The organism is Rhodoferax aquaticus (assembly GCF_006974105.1).
Classification (GTDB): Bacteria; Pseudomonadota; Gammaproteobacteria; order Burkholderiales; family Burkholderiaceae_C; genus Allorhodoferax; species Allorhodoferax aquaticus_A.
Window position 1 is genome coordinate 448,442 of record NZ_CP036282.1, and the last position, 15,736, is coordinate 464,177.

The following is a 15,736-nucleotide window of genomic DNA, read 5'->3' on the forward strand; positions in this document are numbered from 1 at the left end:
GCAGGGCTGTCGGGCTAACGCGCATCGTCACGCTGCGCTTTGCGCATCTTGGTCTTGATGCGGTTGCGCTTAAGTGGCGACAGGTATTCCACAAACACCTTGCCCATCAAATGGTCCATTTCGTGCTGAATGCAAACAGATAGCAAGCCATCGGCTTCCAGTTCGCGGCTATTGCCTGCGCCATCCAAGGCCTTGACGCGAACGGCATCAAACCTTTGCACACCGTCGTAGATGCCAGGTACTGACAGGCAGCCCTCTTCGTTGAGATGTGTCTCAGGGCTGGTCCACACCAACTCGGGGTTGATAAGCACCATAGGCTGGTCTCTTTCTTCAGACACGTCAATGACAATCAGTCGCTCGTGCACGTCAACTTGCGTAGCCGCTAGGCCTATGCCTTTTGCGTCGTACATGGTTTCAAGCATATTGGCAACCAAGGCTTGAATGCGCGCATCCACTGCGCCAACAGGCTTGGCAACCGTGTGAAGCTTGGGGTCGGGATAGCAGAGAATGGGGAGTAGGGCCATAAAAAATCAAAAAGATAGCAAGGGCTGAAGCACTGGAGGGCAGGGCGCAGTGGTGCCGGATTGGAGATTGTCGCTATTTTCGCGACTTTTGAACATTTGCGCACGTCTTGTTACCCAAAACGTTGCCCGATCAAGGGCTTGAGCGCAAAATCGCGCGTAAATTATCAAGTTACTCTTTCCCACGACAGCACTTCATGAAGACACACCTGATGGCGAAACCCAGCGTATCCATGGCCACCGTGGCCCTTGTGGCCAGTGCTTGGTTTGCTGTTCCCGCCAGCGCGCAGAATTTTCCAATTACGCAAGCCCAAAAACAAACGGCCACCCAAGTGGCGCAGGCAGGCGTCCCCTTGAGTGAGCTAGCCGCCAATGCCCCAGACCGCTACACCGTGAAAAGTGGTGACACGCTGTGGGGTATTTCTACATTGTTCTTGAAGAGTCCTTGGCGTTGGCCTGAGCTATGGGGCATGAACCTTGAAGATATTAAGAACCCGCACCGCATTTACCCTGGGCAGGTATTGGTGTTGGAGCGCAGCAACGGGGCAGCCACTCTGAGGGTGGCCGCTGGTCAGAACTCGTCGCAAGGTGCCCCCACGGACACCATTGTTGTTTCTCCACGCACCCGTTTCGAAGCCTTGGCGAATTCGCCTTTGCCAGCATTGAAGTCCAGCACCATCGAACCTTTCTTGGCTGAACCCTTGGTGGTCGACGAGTCGACGTTGAAGACCGCTGCTCGAATCGTCTCTGCGCAGGAGAGCCGCGTACTGTTGGCGCGCGGTGACCGTGCGTATGCACGTGGGCCGGCGGACGCACCGATGCTGGATGATCGGGTGCAGTTCAAGCAGTACCGTGTTTTTCGTAATGCGACCCCGATGAAAGACCCGGAAAGTGGGGAAGTGTTGGGCTACGAGGCTCAGTACATAGGCAAAGCAACTTTGGTTCGTGGAGAGAGTACCTCAGAAGTCAAGGATGCCGATGGCAAACCAGCACAAGCCATTGTGCCCGCAACGATCGACATCGTAGCTGCCAAAGAAGAAATGCGTGTGGGTGACCGCATGCTGCCGGAGCCAGCACGCCAGCTAAGCACTTATGTACCCCGCGCGCCTGACACCGTTCAGAATGGTCGTATCGTCTCGGTGTACGGTAGCGCAGTGGTGAACGCTGCTCAGAATCAGGTGGTTGCCATCAATCGCGGAAGTCGCGATGGCTTGGAGCCTGGCCACGTGCTTGCTATCTTGAAAGATGGTGCACGTGTGGTGGATAAGTCGGACCCGGCGCTGCCTCTGATGAAGCTGCCAGACGAGCGCAATGGCTTGCTGATGGTGTTTCGCACGTTTGAACGGGTCTCGTACGCCTTGATTATTGAAATATCTAACGGTGTGCGCGTGGGCGACCGCTTGGTCAACCCTCGCTAGTAGCAGCCTATTGGGTTGCTAGGGAGGGGGGTGTTTCCATGGAGCGAGATGAGCTATACAGTTGGCTGCGCCTATCCTTAACCCCTGGTGTTGGGAACACGAAGGCTAGGGCCTTGCTATCCACTTTTGGCTTGCCAAGCCAGGTCTTTCTGCAGTCCTCAGCGTCATTATGTGCAGTTCTAAGTGCTCGGCAAACTGATGCAGTGTTGCAGGTTCCAGAGGGATTGGACGCCCAGTTGAAGACTACATGGGGTTGGCTAGAGGAGCACCGTGATACCCGAAGGGTGCTTACGCTAGGTGATGCGGCCTATCCGCGGTCGTTGTTGGAAATGGAAGATCCGCCCTTGATTCTGTATGCGATGGGTGCGCCGCATGCTTGGGAGGAGGATGGTTTAGCCAGTTGTGCCAGCCGCAGTATCGCGGTGGTTGGTAGTCGTAACCCAACTGCGCAAGGGGTGGCTAACGCGCGGCAGTTTTCTCTAGCCCTATCCCAAGCTGGCTTGACTGTCGTGTCCGGTTTGGCGTTGGGTGTAGATGGTGCCGCACATGAAGGCGCTTTAGCGGGTGGCTCTGAAGCTGGGATTTCAACGATTGCCGTTGTCGGCACCGGCCTCGACCGTGTGTACCCTCGCCAGCACCTGAGTCTGGCCCATCACATTGCGCAGTCGGGTATCTTGCTCAGCGAGTACCCTTTGGGCACACCGCCTTTGTCAGCGAATTTTCCAAAGCGCAATCGCATCATTGCGGGACTCACGTTAGGGACCTTGGTGGTGGAGGCAGCGATGCAGTCGGGTTCGCTCATCACTGCCCGATTGGCTTTGGAACAAGGTAAAGATGTCTTTGCCATCCCTGGGTCCATACATTCAACTCAGTCACGAGGCTGTCACGCGTTGATTAAGCAAGGGGCAAAGTTAGTGGAGGGTGCACAGGATGTCTTGGAAGAGCTCAGGTTTGAACGGCCGAGTGGCACAAAGACATCGCTTGAAGTCACCGACGTAGGTACGAGTTCGCGTGCTGGCGTTTCAGAGCCTCCTGCTGCGCCGGATGAGGATGTCGTCCTGAGGGCGCTAGCGTATGACCCAGCCAGTTTGGATCTCTTGCAAACGCGCACGGGTTTGAGTACGGCAGATTTACTTGTTCGTTTGATGGAGCTGGAGTTGCAGTGCCACGTAGCACGTGTGCCTGGTGGGCTGTTTCAACGTGTAGTTACCGCCCAATAAAAAGGATCGTAATTGGGGGGTAGTCGCTAAGGCAGGATAAGCGAGGAATCTAGCCCACTGCAACCCAATACAAAAGCTTCTGGGCTATATTTCTTCCATGTTTGACGTACTTGTCTTTGTTTACGAGAACTACTTCGCTGGTGAGTCCTGTCCAGAGCCCGCCCATTTGGAGCGCAAGCTCAGTGCCGTAGGGTTTGAGGCAGATGAAATTGGCGAAGCCCTGACTTGGTTAAAAGGATTGGATTCTGCCGCGCATCCAGAACCTTTACGGCCTTGGTTGTTGAACCCGAGTCCGTTGAGTATGCGCATTTATCCCTATGCCGAGCAATACCATTTGGGTGAGGAGTGTCTCAAGTTCATTAGCTTCCTGGAGGCTGTCGGTGTACTGCCGGCCTATATGCGAGAAGTCGTGATCGATCGCGCAATGGCCGCACCAGGCACCCCCGTTTCGCTAGAAGACCTGAAAGTTATTGTCTTGCTCGTCTTTTGGAGTTTTGGCCAAGAACTAGATGCCTTGGTGTTGGATGAGTTGTGCGACGACCCCACAGAGAGAGTGGCACACTAAGTCAGGTCAAAGTCGCCAGACGCGGAACTAACTCAGCAAGATGTCAGGGTTTGCCTCGAGTTTGGACATTGCGTCTCGCGTCGCGCGCACAGTCAAGGCTTCATCTTCCTGGGGCAACAATAAGCCAGCCTGTAGATACGCCCCTAAGCGCCCAGCCTGTATAAGGTAGCAGGTACCTGCTGGCGATGCGAAAAGATTCAAGTGTTTGCGTGCGCTAGACCACGCAAACTGAACCTGGGAAATCTGCTTGTTGTGGTCTAGAGTAAACCAGCTCCCTAGCTGTAACTCGTTGGCCCAAGCCATCATCGCTGCGGTGGGCTTGGAGCCCCCATTATTGACAACTTGAATAGCCGAAGCGTCAATGCCCAACATCATTTCGATGCTTTCGGCATCGAGAGGCAGGTCCCCCATGCCATCGTCGCTGACAAAGTCTTCCAGGTTTTCTAAGCGCTGTGCCATCGCCTCGATTTGTGCTTGCGGAATCGCCTGAGTTTTCGACAAAAACGCGTCCGCCAATGTGTCGCTGACCGACTTTACATAGGCTTCTTGCTCCGATGGGGCCATTGCCAGTAGGGTCATGCCAGAACGTAGACGTAACAACAAATTGGGCAAGTCCTGGATGACTTTGGCGCGGTCCGCGCGGTTAGGTTTGGCACTTGCAGCCCATACCAAGTCGGTTGCAGTTTTCTTGAGAATGAGTGTGTCGGCGTGCTGTGGGCCTTTGCGCACAGCCGCTACCGCCAATACCTCAGCCCACACCTTAAACAAGAAGGCTCGAATTTCATCACGAACCGGCAATTCTTTGATCGTGTTGCGCAATTCAATCGTGTATTGAATCGCCATGGTTTCTTTTTGCTCGACCTGCTGAGCAACGCTCACCACTTCTTTGGTACCGCCTTTTTCTGTCAAATACTTCGCCAAGAACTTTTGAAACTCGTCAAAAACGACTTGGTAAACCTTCTTCCCCGTTTCAGGGTACTGCTCAATCACTTGAACGATGCGCTTGATCTCAAGCTCCATCGTCTTGCCCTGTATACCGCTCGCATCAAAGCCCATGACACACGAGCCCATGCGGTCGATCAAAAGGCGCGCGGGGTGTGTCGTTGTACCTAGAAAATCCGGGTCTTCTAGGGCGACACGCAATACGGGCATTTGTAAGCGAGCGAACCAAACGCGAATACCTGGTGGAATTCGCTCTTCCGACAAAATGGCTTGGAACATGAGTGCCACGATTTCAATCGTGGCTTTTTCACTCTTCGTTTCTGCCTTCTTTTTGAGCTCGGTAGACTGTTCGCGCAGGGCACCGGCTACTCTTGCAACCCCTGCCGGGCTATAGTCTTCGTAAAGGGTGCCGCCCATTGCATAGGCTGGCGCACTGCCTGGTCGCCCAATGGCCTGTGCCAGTGCGGCGGAAGGGGCCATCGGTGCGGCACCGAGCAAATCACCCCCTACATGGGTGAGAAAAAGCCGCCTGATTTGGCCGATCACGGCCTGAGCCTTGCCGCGCGCCCGAGCAATGGGCGTGCTGTTACCTAGCAGTTGGGTTTCGTCAAAGCCACCTTGAGGCGCGCTTTGCACTGTATGTTGGCCAGAGGTTTGCTTCCAAAACGGGGCCGCCCCGGAGGACAATGCAGTCGGCGTACTTTGAAGGTTGGGTTGTGCGTCATTCGGGCTACTACGCAGCCAATTGAGTCTGCCACCAAAAATGCCTCCGCCGGATGCAGCACTCCCTTGTTCTTGCTCCGCCGATGGCGCGGCTGAAGGCACACCCCGGTACTGATTCGCGTGTACAGGCGCAGCATTGCCGCTGTTGTAAGCAGTCTGGTCGTTGGGGGGAGGGGACGGACTAAGCTGAGGTTCCGCAGGCGTGGGGCTCGCCGGAGACGACGCACCCTTTGATCCACCGCGCACGACTGGCGCCTTCACGCGGTCCTTTAGTTCTATGGTGGGCATCACGCCTTGCTGGATTAGCAAGGCGTTGGCGTTCCTAAATGCCTCATTCAGATGCGCTATCAGGCTACCCTGAATAACGTCGCTGGCTAGGGGCCATGAATTGGCCGGCATGCCTACGCGCGTCCACTCTTCCACCAACATTAGGATCACTACGTCCGGCCGCACGATGTCCATCGCGTCTAGGTCTTCAATGGCTTCAAGCAGCTTGATGCGCAAACGCAGGTCATCAAAACCAGCGTGGACCTTGTCCATTACTGCCGCGACCAATCGAGATGCCAAGATTTTGTTCTCTACCGCGTCGGTCGCCACCAAAGACATGGCCCCAAAGTCGTCAGGTGCTGGTTTCGCCAGGCCTTTTGCGGGCGTCTCCAGCGCAGATCGCCATGCTTTGAGTGTTGCCTCCAACCAAGGTGTGCGAAATTTGCGGTAAGCCACCCATACATCTCGGCGGTGTTGGCTGTCGCGGGCATTCGCAGGTTCGTCTATAAGCGCCGTCAACTTGCCTTGGACTTGCGCGCCTATGTCCGCCATAGACTTGCTGAGTTCAGCAACGTATCGTTGGCGAACTGTTCGGGCAAGTTGTTGTCTTGGCGAAAGACTGGGGGGCATGTGTTTCTGCGTTAGTTGGCTTAGACGGCGGCTCCGGCATTGGGATCATTGGGGTCTTCGTCTTTTTTGACAACACCCTTAACCAGATCCTCGCGCCGAATGCCCAACCACATGGCAATGGCTGCGGCGACGAATACCGAAGAATAAATGCCAAACAGAATACCAATGGTTAATGCAACTGCAAAGTAATGTAATGTTTCCCCACCAAATAGCAACATAGAGAGCACCATCAGCTGCGTGCTGCCGTGGGTGATGATGGTACGGCTGATGGTCGATGTGATCGCGTTATCGATGATTTCTTGCGTATTCATCTTGCGGTAGCGTCGAAAGTTCTCACGGATACGGTCAAAAATAACGACGGATTCGTTGACCGAATAGCCTAGAACGGCAAGCACCGCCGCCAAGACAGGTAGCGAAAACTCCCATTGGAAGAACGCAAAGAAGCCCAAAATAATGATCACATCGTGTAAGTTGGCAATGATGGCGGCGACCGCGAACTTCCATTCGAAACGAACGGCCAAGTACAGCATGATGCCGGCGACCACAAACGCGAGCGCCTTTAAGCCATCGGCTGCCAACTCATCGCCAACTTGGGGTCCAACAAATTCGGTACGACGCATGGTTGCAGAAGCGTTGTCCGCCTTTAACGCTTCCATGACGCGCTCACTCTGTTGCCCCGAGTTGCCGCCTTTTTGCACAGGCATGCGAATCAACACATCTTTCGCGTTGCCGAAGTTCTGAACTTGCACATCCTTGATGCCAAGGTTGGCGATGCTTTTGCGCACCGCATTCAGGTCGGCTGGTTGGCTATAACTCACTTCCATTAACGTGCCACCCGTAAACTCAACGGACAAATGCAAGCCTTTGGAGAACAAGAAGAACACCGCAGCCAGAAAGGTGACCAGTGAGATGACGTTAAACACCATTGCATTCCGCATGAACGGAATGTCGCGGTGGATTTTGAAAAATTCCATGTTGTTTCTCTTTATTTCGCCAGCGCAGGCGTTTCGCTGTCTGGGCGCCAAACAGTACCAATAGACACTGTCTTAAGTTTTTTGCGTCTACCGTACCAGAGGTTCACGACTCCGCGCGAGAAGAACACGCCGGAGAACATGCTGGTCAAAATACCCAAGCAATGCACCACCGCGAAGCCCCGCACAGGGCCTGAGCCAAAAGCGAGCAGCGCCAAACCTGCAATCAACGTGGTGACATTGGAGTCAATAATGGTGGCCCACGCGCGGTCGTAGCCCGCATGGATCGCCGCTTGCGGTGAAGCACCATTGCGCAGTTCCTCGCGAATGCGCTCGTTGATCAGCACGTTGGCGTCGATCGCCATCCCCAGTACCAAGGCCATTGCCGCCATGCCTGGCAAAGTTAGCGTCGCTTGCAACATGGACAACACCGCAACTAGCAAGAGCAAGTTAAATGCCAATGCAATGCTGGAAATAACACCAAACAGCATGTAGTACGCACACATAAAGATTGCCACTGCGACAAACCCCCACGTGACGCTGTTAAAGCCTTTGGCAATGTTTTCTGCGCCTAGTGATGGGCCAATCGTGCGTTCTTCAATGATTTCCATCGGAGCGGCCAAAGAACCCGCGCGCAATAGCAACGAGGTGTCTGCCGCCTCGGTCGTGGTCATGCGGCCCGAGATCTGGACACGACCGCCACCGATTTCAGAGCGAATGACAGGCGCTGTGACCACTTCGCCCTTGCCTTTTTCGAACAGCAAAATAGCCATGCGCTTGCCGATGCTTTCGCGCGTGACATCGCGGAATATGCGTGAGCCTTTTGCATCGAGGCTGAGATGAACCGCAGCTTCTTGGGTTTGGTTGTCAAAACCCGGTTGGGCGTCGGTGAGGTTCTCACCGGTCAGTATGACCTGCTTCTTGACAATGACCGCCATTCCATTGCGATCCAAAAAGCGCTCAGAACCAAAAGGGACTGGCCCTGTACCCATTTCTGCTGCGTGGGCTTCTGCGCCTTCATCCACCATACGAATTTCAAGGGTGGCGGTGCGGCCCAAAATGTCTTTGGCCTTGGCAGTGTCTTGCACGCCGGGCAACTGGACCACAATCCGGTCAAGCCCTTGTTGCTGAATCACGGGTTCGGCAACCCCCAACTCATTGATCCGGTTGTGCAGCGTAGTGATATTTTGTTTGAGCGCTTGTGACTGAACATCACGGGCTGCTGCGACCTTGATGGTCGCTGTCATCTTGGTTTCGGTCCCATCCACTGTCTCAGCGATAGCCAGAGTTGGGAACTGATCTTGGATCACGCGACGTGCTTGTTCAGCAGTTTGGGCATCGCGGAATTTAACTTCTATGGTCTGTGCATTGCGACTAATGCCGCCATGGCGAATGTTCTTCTCGCGAAACACCGTGCGCAAATCACCTGCCAAGGACTCGGCTTTCTTGGTTAATGCTGCTTGCATGTCCACTTGCAACATGAAGTGGACGCCACCGCGCAAATCCAGACCTAAATACATGGGAGACGCATGCAAGGCAGTCAGCCAAGCGGGAGAGCGCGAAAGAAGGTTGAGCGCAATGATGTAGCTTGGTTCCGCCACGCTGGTGTTCAAAGCGTTTTGAATGGCATCTTTGGCTTTGAGCTGCGCATCCGTGTCCGCAAAACGGGCTTTGATCGAGCCCCCCTCTAGGGTAATGCCATTTGCTACCAGGCCTTTGTCTTTAAGCGCGGCCTCCACTTTGGCCAAGGCGCTTGCGTCCAAAGGCATCGAGGCTTTGGCCGGAGAAACTTGCACCGCAGGTGACTCACCAAACACATTGGGTAGGGCATACAGCCCGCCCACCAGGATCGCAATCACAAGGATCACATACTTCCACGCCGGGTAACGATTCATGTTGGTGCTAACTAACTACGAAAACAAAGGGACAGAGGGAGGCGGCAAGCGCTAAGTTACTTGATGGAGCCTTTTGGCAACACTTGTACGACTGCTGCGCGTTGGATTTGAACGTCTACGCCATTGGCTACTTCCAAGCTGACGTGGCTATCGCCCAATTTGCTGACCTTGCCCAGCAAACCTCCGGAAGTCACCACTTCGTCACCTTTGGCGAGTGCGTCGATCATGGCGCGGTGTTCTTTTTGCTTCTTCATTTGGGGGCGAATCATCACGAAGTACAAAACCACAAACATCAGCACCAAAGGCAACATGCTCATCAAGGTGGATTGCATGTCTCCGCCAGCGGCAGCAGCGGGAGCGGTTTGGGCAAAAGCAGAAGATATAAACACAGGCGAACTCCACAAATGGGTCAAGACAATCAACGAGTGTGCCAGAGATAGACGCGGCAACGCGCGCCCATCTCTGGCGGATCCCAACGATTGTAAGCGTGCCGCCAAGGTCCCCCGACGGAGCTCCTTGGCTAACCCCTAGGTGTTACGGGCCGAAAAGCCCTGAAAACGAGCAACGGTCTCGGCCCAGCGCTGGCGGGTGGCTGCCAAGTGGCGGGCTTTCACGTGGCCGTAGCCGCGGATTTGCTCGGGTAGACGCGCGAAGTCAATGGCTATTTCCAGGTTTTTGCCGTTCAACATCGGCAACATGGCATCTAGCGCTGATTGGTATTCGTGGATCAGCGCACGCTCTTCTTGGCGCTCTTGGGCGTAGCCAAAAACGTCCAGTGGCCCACCGCGGAGCACCTTCAGCGGCGCCAAACAGCGGAAAGCCCATTGCACCCAAGCGCCGAACTTGCGTTTTTGCAACTCACCTTTGTCGTTGCGGCTCGCCAGCAGGGGCGGTGCTAGGTGGTAATTCAGCGAAAAATCGCCTTCAAACATCCCCGCAATCTTTTGCTTGAATGCGGTATCGGTGTGCAGGCGGGCGACTTCGTATTCATCCTTGTATGCCATGACCTTGAATAAATAGCGCGCTACGGTGCGGGTCAAGCGCAGCTTGGACCCTTCGGCCAAAGCGGCTTCAGTCTGCTGAACCTTTTGCACAAATGCGCGGTATTGCTCAGCATAGGCCGCATTTTGGTAGTCGGTCAGGAAGGCCACGCGTTGCGCGACCATGTCTTCCAACGGCTGCTGATCGCCTTTGCTAAAGGTGACTACTTGGGTGGGCATGAGCTCGCGTTGCACTGCTTTCCAATCGTGGGCGGCGCGGCGGCCCCATTCAAAGGCCACTTTGTTTTGGGCGACCGCTACGGCGTTGAGCTCAATGGCGCGCATCAGCGACGCTTGCCCCAACGGAATCCAGCCTTTTTGCCATGCGTAGCCCAGCATCACGGGGTTGGTGAAAATGCTGTCGCCCATGAAGTGGGTGGCAATGGCGTCAGCGTCAAAGAGGCCCATGCCGTCTTCACCTACCGCGCTCGCAATCGCTTGAATGCACTCCGCACCCGGGTTGGTCCAATTGGCGTCACGCACAAAGGCCGCCGTGGGGGCGCTGTTGGAGTTCAACGCCACGTGGGTGCGCCCGGGGCGCATGCGTAACAGCGTTTCTTTGCCTGCAACCACGATGGGGTCGCAGCCAATCACTAAGTCAGCAGAGGCCATGCTCACGCGGGTGGTGCGGATATCGTCTTGCGAACTGCCAATGAGCACATGGCTCCAGGTCGCACCGCCTTTTTGGGCCAGACCGCCAGCGTCTTGCGTGACGATGCCTTTGCCTTCCAAATGCGCCGCTACACCCAAGAGCTGGCCAATGGTGATCACGCCCGTGCCGCCTACACCGGCCACGATGATGCCCCACACGCCGCCGGGCGCGTCTTGGGTGCTGGCTATGGTGGGCTCTGGCAAGTTTGCCCAAGTCGATGCGGATGCACCGCCGGCAACGGTTTTGGCAGCCGCGGCAGTTTTGCGCAGCTTGCCGCCCTCTACAGTGACAAAACTAGGACAAAAGCCTTTGACGCACGACACGTCCATATTGCAGGTGCTTTGGTTGATCTGGCGTTTGCGGCCAAACTCAGTCTCCAGCGGCTCCACGCTCATGCAGTTGCTTTGCACACCGCAGTCGCCACAGCCTTCGCACACCAACTCGTTAATGACTACGCGTGTAGTGGGCGCCGCCATGGAGCCGCGTTTGCGGCGGCGGCGCTTCTCTGTGGCACAAGTTTGGTCGTAAATGATGATGGAGGTACCTACGATGGCACGGAACTCGCGCTGCACGCGGTCCAATGCATCACGGTGCTCAATGGCAATGCCTTCTGGCAAGCCCGCCACGCCTGCGTACTTCTCTGGGTTGTCAGTGACGATGGTGATCTTGGCAGTGCCTTCGGCGCGCATGGACTGCGCGATTTGCAGCACGGTGTGGCCTTCGACGCGCTCGCCCACTTGCTGCCCGCCGGTCATCGCCACGGCGTCGTTGTACAAAATTTTGTAGGTGATGTTCACGCCTGCGGCAATGCTTTGGCGCACGGCCAGCAAGCCGCTATGGAAGTACGTGCCATCGCCTAGATTGGCAAACATGTGGCTGTCGTGGCTAAACGGCTGCTGCCCCACCCATGGCACACCTTCGCCGCCCATCTGGGTAAATCCGTTGGTGGAGCGGTCCATCCAGGTGGCCATGTAGTGGCAGCCAATGCCACCCAAGGCACGCGAGCCTTCTGGCACACGTGTGGAGGTGTTGTGCGGGCAGCCGGAGCAGAACCAAGGTAAGCGTTCCGACTTCTCGGCAGCCAGCTCAATCACATGCATGGCCTTTTCTTTGGCTTCCAAGATGGCCAGCTGGGTGTCGATGCGAGCGGTAGTGTCAGCATCAATGCCCAGTTTTTTCAAGCGCATGGCAATGGCGCGGGCAATGATGGCGGGCGACAAATCTGCATTGGCGCGCAGCAGGGTATTGGCCGTCGGGTTGGGCATAGACCACTCGCCACCGCTACCGTAGATGTCGTTGGCGTCGACTTCATTGAACTTGCCCAGTACCGTAGGGCGCACATCGTTGCGCCAGTTGTACAACTCTTCTTTGAGCTGGTACTCGATGACTTGGCGCTTTTCTTCCACCACCAAAATCTCTTGCAAGCCTGTGGCAAATTCACGTGTGAGTTGCGCCTCCAGTGGCCAGACCACGCCTACCTTGTGCAGGCGAATGCCCAAACGTTGGCAGCTGGCGTCGTCCAAGCCTAGGTCCAGCAGGGCTTGGCGGGTGTCGTTGAAGGCTTTGCCGCTGGCAATCAGGCCAAAGCGGTCGTTCTTGCCTTCGATGACGTTGTAGTTCAGGCGGTTGGCGCGGATGTAGGCCAAGGCGGCGTACCACTTGTAGTCCATCAAGCGGGCTTCTTGGTCTAGGGGTGGGTCTGGCCAGCGAATGTGCAGGCCGCCTTGGGGGATGACAAAGTCTTCGGGGATGATGATCTTGACGCGGTCGGGGTCAATCATCACGGTGGCACTGGACTCCACAATTTCTTGGATGGTTTTCATGCCCGCCCACACGCCGGAGAAGCGGCTCATGGCGAAGGCGTGAATCCCTAAGTCCAAGATTTCTTGCACATTGGCCGGGAAGAATACAGGCGTGCCGCAGGCTTTGAAGATGTGGTCGCTTTGGTGCGCGGCGGTCGAGCTTTTGGAAATGTGATCGTCCCCCGCAACGGCAATCACGCCGCCCCATTCGGTGGTGCCCGCCATATTGGCATGCTTGAACACATCGGAGCAGCGGTCAACGCCGGGGCCCTTGCCGTACCAAATGCCAAACACACCGTCGTATTTGTTGGTGCCTGCGGGGGCGTAGCCCAGTTGTTGGGTGCCCCACAAAGCGGTGGCTGCCAGCTCTTCGTTCACGCCCGGTTGAAACACCACATGGTGGGCCTTGAGGTACTTCTCGGCACGCACCATGGCTTGGTCATAGCCGCCCAGTGGAGAGCCACGGTAGCCACTCACAAAGCCTGCAGTGTTTTTGCCAATGCGTTGATCTCGCACGCGCTGCAGCATGGGCAGCTTGACCAAGGCTTGCACGCCGCTCATAAATGCGTGGCCGTAGTCCAGGGCGTATTTGTCTTCGAGGCTCACCGTTTCTAGTGCGGTGCGGATGTGCTCGGGCAGCGGTGCGTTCATTCTTGTGTCTCCAAATGGGCTGGCGTGGGGTGGCCAAAAGACGCCTTGTGGGCGTTGAAAAAGAGCGCTGCACCCGGGTGGGGCGCAGCCTCTAAAGGGTGGATAAGTGTATGCGTCGCAAACAGATATGTCTTTGCTTTCTTTGCCCTAAACTAGGCATCTGCAGCAAGATCCTTGCTAAGAAAAGAATAAATTCATGGAAACTCTTGATAAATTTGACCTGGCTATTTTGGAGGCCTTGCAGGCCGATGGCCGCATCAGCAATGCCGAACTGTCTTTGCGCGTGGGCCTGAGTGCCGCGCCCTGCTGGCGGCGGGTCAAGGCCTTGGAGGATGCTGGCTTCATCACAGGCTACCGCGCCGAGATCGACCGCCACAAAATTGGCTTGGGCGTGCTGGCTTTTGTACGACTGGACGCCGACCGCAACGCCGGAGATGTGCTGCGTGCTTTGGAAGAAGCCATACGCGCCCTGCCTGAGGTAGTGAGCTGCCACTACATCAGCGGCACCGGCACGTTTGAGCTGCAGGTGGTGAGCCGCGACCTCAACAGCTTTAGCCAATTTGCGCGCGATGTGTTGATCAACCTGCCCAGCGTCAAAGACTTGCACACCAGCTTTTCGCTGGGCGAGGTCAAGGCCAATAGCGCTTTGCCCTTGGGGCACTTAGGCGCCAAAGAGCCCGCAGTGTCCACGGGATCTAATGCCACTGCAAGGAAGCCGCTGCGGGGTGCGCGATGAAGGGCGCCCTCCGCAGGGCATTGCACCAGGTTTGCGGCAGTGTGGCGTTGACCTTGGGGCTCAATATGGCATTTGCGCCCGTTATATATGCGCAAGTAGCTATAAATTCAGTAGCAAACGGGACTTCGGGCTTGCCACTCAAGAACTTGCTGGTGGAAGTGCGCCAAGTGCAGTCCAGCCAAGGGCAGGGCACTGACGTGCGGGGAGGGCTTGCCGTGGGTGTGGGCAGCAATGGCTCCGTGGACATGCAAGGGCGGATAGGCGCCCAAAGCAGCCAAAGCCAGCAGTCTGCCCGCGTGCTGCAGCAGGCTTTGGTGCTCAACGGGCGCAGCGCCAACATCAACTTAGGCAGGTCGCTACCGCTGCGGTTGCTTCAAACCGTCAAATTGCAAGGTGTGTGGCGCACGGTAGAGAGTGCGGTGTTCTTGGATGCTAATACAGGCTTTGCAGCGAGTCCGCGCTGGGATGGGGGCGACGGTGTGGAGTTGGTGCTCAGCGCCCAGCAAACTGCTACGCAAGTTTCGGGATCTCAGGTAGTGAATGGGACGTCTAGCGCCAGCAGCACAGTGCTGCTGCCCTTAGGCGAGTGGTTTACCGTTGCGCACTCCGAGCAGCAAATAAACGCCAACACCCAGGGTCTGACGGGCTTATCCAACCAAGCCGGCGCGGTGGACACCGACTTGCAAGTCCGTATCACTGTGCGTTAGGTTTATTTGATTTTTGCTAGCACTTCGCGAATGGTGGAGGCCAGCTCTTCGGCCTCAAACTTGGCAATGTAGGCGTCCGCTCCCACGCTCTTGACGTGGCCCTCGTTGGTGGCCCCCGTCAGGGAGGAATGGATGATGACGGGTAGGCTCTTGAATCGCACGTCTTGCTTGATATTGCGGGTGAGGGTAAAGCCGTCCATCACAGGCATTTCTAAGTCTGTCAGCACCAAGGCCACGCGGTCCTTGATCGTTTTGCCTTGATCTGCGACCTGCTTGGCCAAAGTTTGCAAGTGGTCCCATGCTTCTTGACCTGTTTTGTGCATGACATAGGGAATACCCATGGCTTTGAGGCCCTGCTCGATCATCATGCGGGCCACCGCAGAGTCGTCCGCAGCGAGCACAACGGTGCCATCTGGAATGGTCAGCTTGGGTATGACCGCGCCTTCTTGGATGGTCATGTGCTGCTCAGGGAACACATCGCGCAAGATTTGTTCTACATCCAGGACTTGGGCCAAGCGGGTGTTCTCTGCGGCTCCGTCTAGGCGGGCAATACTCGTGACAAGGCCACCGCCATTGCCTTCGGCTGACAGCACATGTTTCCAAGCCAATCGCACGATTTCGTTCACTTCTTCGACTGCAAAGGCTTGTGTCGTGCGGGCAAACTCGGTGACTAGCAAGATACCCAAACCCTTGGTGGGGTTGCACCCCGTGATGGCGGCGAGGTTGATCACGGGAATCATTTGCCCACGTACATTGGCGATGCCCATGACGGAGGGGGGCGCGTTCACCATCACGGTGATTTCTGGCATGACCAAAATTTCACGCACTTTGAAAACGTTGATACCAAACAACTCACGCCGGTTGGCGGCACCTGCCTCACCCAATCGAAACAGCAAGAGCTCAAACATGCTGTTGCCAGCTAGGTTGGTGCGCTCGTCAATTTCCCGCAATTCTTTGCTCATGGATCGGTCCTCGGTTAAAGGCGTGAAAATTTGG

General features: G+C 56.0%; 12 protein-coding genes. 5 read left to right on the forward strand and 7 right to left on the reverse strand.

The genetic code is table 11. The features are described 5' to 3' along the window. Positions 1–14 precede the first annotated feature (14 nt). On the reverse strand, positions 15–524 hold the full coding sequence (gene def, locus EXZ61_RS02115; protein WP_142808560.1) for a peptide deformylase: 510 nt from the start codon (positions 522–524) through the stop codon (positions 15–17). Between the two features lie 194 nt (positions 525–718). On the opposite strand from def, the gene EXZ61_RS02120 reads away from it, so the two are divergent. The 3 genes from EXZ61_RS02120 (at position 719) to EXZ61_RS02130 (ending at position 3,724) form a co-directional block, all read left to right on the forward strand. After that, positions 719–1,939, forward strand: coding sequence for a LysM peptidoglycan-binding domain-containing protein (locus EXZ61_RS02120; RefSeq protein ID WP_142808561.1), 1,221 nt, complete (start codon positions 719–721; stop codon positions 1,937–1,939). A 38-nt stretch (positions 1,940–1,977) separates the two neighbouring features. Then, positions 1,978–3,159 carry a DNA-processing protein DprA gene (dprA, locus tag EXZ61_RS02125; protein WP_142808563.1) on the forward strand — a complete coding sequence of 394 codons (1,182 nt, stop codon included), beginning with the start codon at positions 1,978–1,980 and terminating at the stop codon, positions 3,157–3,159. Between the two features lie 97 nt (positions 3,160–3,256). Then, positions 3,257–3,724 (forward strand): Smg family protein, encoded by a 468-nt coding sequence (locus EXZ61_RS02130; protein ID WP_142808565.1) that lies wholly within the window; start codon positions 3,257–3,259, stop codon positions 3,722–3,724. A 27-nt stretch (positions 3,725–3,751) separates the two neighbouring features. Here EXZ61_RS02130 and EXZ61_RS02135 read toward each other — a convergent pair whose 3' ends face one another. The 5 genes from EXZ61_RS02135 to EXZ61_RS02155 all read right to left on the reverse strand — a co-directional run bounded on the left by EXZ61_RS02135 (position 3,752) and on the right by EXZ61_RS02155 (position 13,297). Beyond that, positions 3,752–6,208, reverse strand: a complete 2,457-nt coding sequence (locus EXZ61_RS02135; protein WP_237219062.1) for a DUF1631 family protein — start codon at positions 6,206–6,208, stop codon at positions 3,752–3,754. Between the two features lie 98 nt (positions 6,209–6,306). After that, complete coding sequence (secF, locus tag EXZ61_RS02140) at positions 6,307–7,260, reverse strand: protein translocase subunit SecF (RefSeq protein ID WP_142808569.1); 954 nt, start codon at positions 7,258–7,260, stop codon at positions 6,307–6,309. Between the two features lie 11 nt (positions 7,261–7,271). Then, the gene (gene secD / locus EXZ61_RS02145; protein ID WP_142808571.1) at positions 7,272–9,152 is read right to left on the reverse strand and encodes a protein translocase subunit SecD; all 1,881 of its coding nucleotides are present in this window, start codon (positions 9,150–9,152) and stop codon (positions 7,272–7,274) included. 56 nt (positions 9,153–9,208) lie between these two features. Continuing rightward, positions 9,209–9,541: a preprotein translocase subunit YajC gene (yajC, locus tag EXZ61_RS02150; RefSeq protein ID WP_142808573.1), complete on the reverse strand. Its 333-nt coding sequence runs from the start codon at positions 9,539–9,541 to the stop codon at positions 9,209–9,211. 138 nt (positions 9,542–9,679) lie between these two features. After that, on the reverse strand, positions 9,680–13,297 hold the full coding sequence (locus tag EXZ61_RS02155; protein ID WP_142808575.1) for an indolepyruvate ferredoxin oxidoreductase family protein: 3,618 nt from the start codon (positions 13,295–13,297) through the stop codon (positions 9,680–9,682). Positions 13,298–13,493: 196 nt separating this feature from the next. Between EXZ61_RS02155 and EXZ61_RS02160 the strand changes: the two genes are divergently transcribed. Together EXZ61_RS02160 and EXZ61_RS02165 are read left to right on the forward strand one after the other, a co-directional pair. Further along, complete coding sequence (locus tag EXZ61_RS02160; protein WP_142808577.1) at positions 13,494–14,033, forward strand: Lrp/AsnC family transcriptional regulator; 540 nt, start codon at positions 13,494–13,496, stop codon at positions 14,031–14,033. Positions 14,034–14,164: 131 nt separating this feature from the next. Continuing rightward, a complete protein-coding gene (locus tag EXZ61_RS02165; protein ID WP_142808578.1) occupies positions 14,165–14,740 on the forward strand; it encodes a hypothetical protein in 576 nt (191 codons plus the stop codon). A 2-nt stretch (positions 14,741–14,742) separates the two neighbouring features. Here the strand turns inward: EXZ61_RS02165 and EXZ61_RS02170 are convergent, their stop codons facing one another. After that, positions 14,743–15,702 (reverse strand): chemotaxis protein, encoded by a 960-nt coding sequence (locus tag EXZ61_RS02170; RefSeq protein WP_142808580.1) that lies wholly within the window; start codon positions 15,700–15,702, stop codon positions 14,743–14,745. Positions 15,703–15,736: the final 34 nt, after the last annotated feature.